2 protein-coding genes are annotated in these 3,730 nt (G+C 58.9%); both read right to left on the bottom strand.

Annotated features, from left to right (window positions below; genetic code table 11):
- Positions 1 to 134, bottom strand: a 134-nt coding sequence (locus NZK35_RS24840; protein WP_261364864.1) for a type II secretion system protein, incomplete at its 3' end; no start/stop codon positions are given.
- A 358-nt stretch (positions 135 to 492) separates the two neighbouring features.
- The gene (locus NZK35_RS24845) at positions 493 to 3,522 is read right to left on the bottom strand and encodes an FG-GAP-like repeat-containing protein (RefSeq protein ID WP_259635225.1); all 3,030 of its coding nucleotides are present in this window, start codon (positions 3,520 to 3,522) and stop codon (positions 493 to 495) included.
- Positions 3,523 to 3,730: the final 208 nt, after the last annotated feature.

Raw genomic sequence — 3,730 nt, forward strand, 5'->3', positions numbered from 1 at the left:
CTCATCCGACGAGCTGCTTCCCGGGCGGCTTGGACCGCGGGCAGGAGCAACCCCACCAGAATGCCAATAATGGCAATGACGACCAGCAATTCCACGAGTGTGAAACCCTGTCGTCGATTCAGACGTTGACTCATAAAGTCGTCTCGCAAAGAAGTACAGAAGGGATACAAAGAACAATGTGTTGGATCAGATTCAGCCGTTGCCGGCCGGAATCCGTTGTCTCAAGATACCAGGCTGAAATTCGTGTGTCCAACAATCACGACGAAAAGTTACAAATGAGCCACACCCAAAAGAGGTATTCCGAACCGGAAAACCGGACGGAACGGGCATTAGTTGGTGTGCAGGCTTTCGCNNGGCTGATATTCGTTTGAGATCAGCCGGTTCGCGCCAGCGTCCGGGCCCCCTCATTCATGTTAACTTGGCGGTATTGGGCTTTAGCCGCCCCTGCTCGCTGCTACGCAGCGACTGGGAATCGCCTCAAGAGACCGTTCCTTATCGCCCCAGCTCAAAGGCGTCGTTTTGAGCCTGGACGATGACCAGTCGACGGTCAGCGGCAAGGCCCGCGAACCGCTGGACTTCGCCATCGGGCCAGCGAATCTCCAAACGCTCCACCGCCTCGTGCTCTCCGAGCCCGAAACTGACGATCGCTTGATTTCGGCACAGGTAGCCATCGCCCGATTGCACCACTTTCGTCAACGTCTGACCTCCGATATCCAGCTGGACCGTTGCCCCGATGGCATCGCGTTCGGCCGTGGTTCCGACCAGCTGAAGCTGCATCCAATGGTGCGGCGTCTGCGTGCGGTTCTCTAACAACGCCACCGGCTCGATCAGATCCGTCACGATAAAATCGATGCGTCCATCGTTATTCCAGTCGCAACTGGCAAGCGCACGCGAGAGGTGCCCCGCATTCCAATACCCGGGATCGCCCGCCACGTCCTTGGCAACGAATCGCGTTTGCTCCATCGCAAATACCAAGGTCGGCATCTCAAACGCTCGTCCCTCCGCCGAGTAGTCTTCGACGTGTCCGTTGCCGATCACTAAATCGTCCCGGGTGTTGTTGTCATAGTCGAATGCTTGGACGCCGAACCCGAGCATCTTGTAGGTCGGTTGATCCAAGCCGAACGCGATCACCAAATCATCAAAGAATCCGCTCTCGTCTTGCATGAATTGGTTGTTCCATTCCCGTTCAAAATTCGTCACATGCAAATCCGGTCGACCGTTCTGGTCGAAATCACCGACGGCAATCCCCATGCAACCCAGTGGAGTCCCGCGGGCGCCAAACGCGACACCCTTCGCCGCGGCAGTGTCTTGCCAAACATTCGTTCGACCATCGCCAACCACGCGTCGCTGCCACAAGTGATTGGCCAAGTGATCATTGACAATCAAGATCTCATTGCCGAGATCCCCATCCAGATCGGCCAGAATCACCCCCAACCCGGTCCCCGGCGCGACCTGGCCACTTTCATCGATCCACTGACCGGCCATCGTCCCATCGCCGACGGACAGAAACAAACGATCGCGCCCGGGACGAAAATCCAAGGGAGCCGGCAGCCGAACTGGCGTCCCGTTCGCCTTGTACTGGATCGGATCAAAGACGCTCGCATCATCGACATAGTTTACTTCGACCAGATCGGGCAGATGATCACCGTCGACATCTCCGATCGCCAAACTCGTGGTATACAACGGTTCGCCCCAGACGCTGTCGCCGGCTTGCGGGGCAAACGTCCCGTCGCCTCGATTGATCAACAACGTGTTGCCCATCACGTTGGCAATGACCAGATCCGGGAAACCGTCTTGATTCCAATCTCCGGCTGTGATGCCGCACGTGTAGCCCCGGTCGTCACAGCTTGCGACGTTCGTCACGCCGACGAATCGATCACCCAGCGAGCGAGCCAACATGTTGGGACGCGTGCCACGACCGTGCGGCGGTTCGCTAGACGCTTGCCCCAAATAAAAGTCGACGTTCCCATCCAAGTCATAGTCGATGCAAGCCACCCCGGCCCCGAACTGTTCAAACAGCCGCAGCTCACGGGGCCGCTGCTGCGGGGCGTTGTAGTACGTGAACTCCAAGCCAGCCTGCGACGCGACGTTGACAAACACCGGATCAATGGGTTGGCCGGCGGGTGGTGCTGCCAGCGACGGTGTAGCGATCGCCCCCGCGGTCTTCAACGCCGCGCCATCCGCCTCGCCGGGAAAGCGATTCAAATCCAAGTCGCATAAGACCGTGGCGAGGCGGTTGCGTTGAAACGCGTCATCGTCTGCCATCGCGAGCGCCTGATCGAGCTGCCGCATTCCGCCGGCGGGCGATCCCATGTTCTCGACGGCAAGGCGATACCAACCCAAGGCCTCCACGGGGCGTCCGGATTCGTTGAGCAATTTGGAGATTTCGTCGATCGCGACCGGATCCGCTTTACCGGTTAATAACTTTCTCGTGACCCTCATCAAGCGATCGATCAGCACGCCGCGCTGCCGAAACCGTTCGTGCTCGACAAGGTGACCGCCGGCGGAAAGCGCCTGCGACATCCGATCGATCGCCGCCAGGTCTCCCGGCTCTCTCAAAATGGCTTGGGCAAACTGGCCTACCGCCAAATCAAATTTCCGCTGCCACATCGCCCAGCTTCCCAGAGCCAACCAATACGCCGGATAGCGATGCGACGCTTGATCGACTTCGCCGAGCCATTTGTGGAACTCATTGAACTGCTGCGATTCGATCAACAGCTGGCCATAAAACGCCATCGCAGCGGGATGACGCTCGGCAAGCAACCGGCTGGCCCTCAACACTTGCGATGCGTCTTTCACGTCGCCCTCACCGTGCATTGCCCGGGCTACGTTCATCTCACCGAGGACACGGTGCTGTTCCACGTCCTCCACCCTCGGTTTTTCGGCCAACCCGGTAAAAGACCGGGCGGGAAAAATCAGCCCACGCAATTCATCCAGTGTCGCGTTTCCCTGGCGACACAACAGACGAACATGCTCGTTGGCATCAAATCGAAACCCTCGTTGATTCAATACCGAAACCAACTCGTGACGCACATCATCTAATTCAGGCCGCTCTCGCAGCAACACCTCCAGCCGCTCGATCGACTCCTGCCAACGCCCCGCATCGGCCAACATCGATGCGGCCCGCTTCCGCCACTTCCAGCCACCATCGGTCGACAACTCGGCGGCCGAATCCAGCATCGCGACCGCGTCGTCCACCTGTCCCTGTCGGTTGAACAATCCCGACGCCAACACCATGGCATTGGCGTCCTCGGGATGCCGCAGCAAGTGCGACTGAACCGTCTGCATCGCACCGACGTCATCACCGGAGGCGATCATCCGACGGATCTTGGAAAGATTCGCCAGCCGAGACTCCGCCGCACGTTCAGGCGATGCAGGATCGATCTTCACCGAAGCATCGCGTTCGGCCTCGCGCGTCGGCGTCGGCGTCGGCGTCGATGACCCGCGATCGCCGCAACCGACCGCCACGGAAAGCAGCACCGAGACCACGACACGAAAATCAGTGCCAACAAATTTTGACATGGAGCAGAAGTGGTGTCGAGCGAAAAAGGGGGCAGGTACAGACGGTACCAGCATAAGTTACACGGGATTCGGCAACCGTTGGTGTTTAGCCTTGAGGCGATTCCCGGTCGCTGCGTCGCAGCGACCGTGGGCGGCTCAAGCCCAATACCGCTAAGTTAAGCGTGGTTTACTCAACTCGGGGCCCGTAGGCTCGCGTCAAACGGCTGAT

It is taken from the genome of Stieleria sedimenti (assembly GCF_025060895.1).
Lineage (GTDB): Bacteria > Planctomycetota > Planctomycetia > Pirellulales > Pirellulaceae > Stieleria > Stieleria sedimenti.

Coding starts and splice junctions, on each gene's coding strand:
- NZK35_RS24845 (WP_259635225.1), bottom strand. CDS start 3,522: ATGTCAAAATTTGTTGGCACTGATTTTCGTGTCGTGGTCTCGGTGCTG.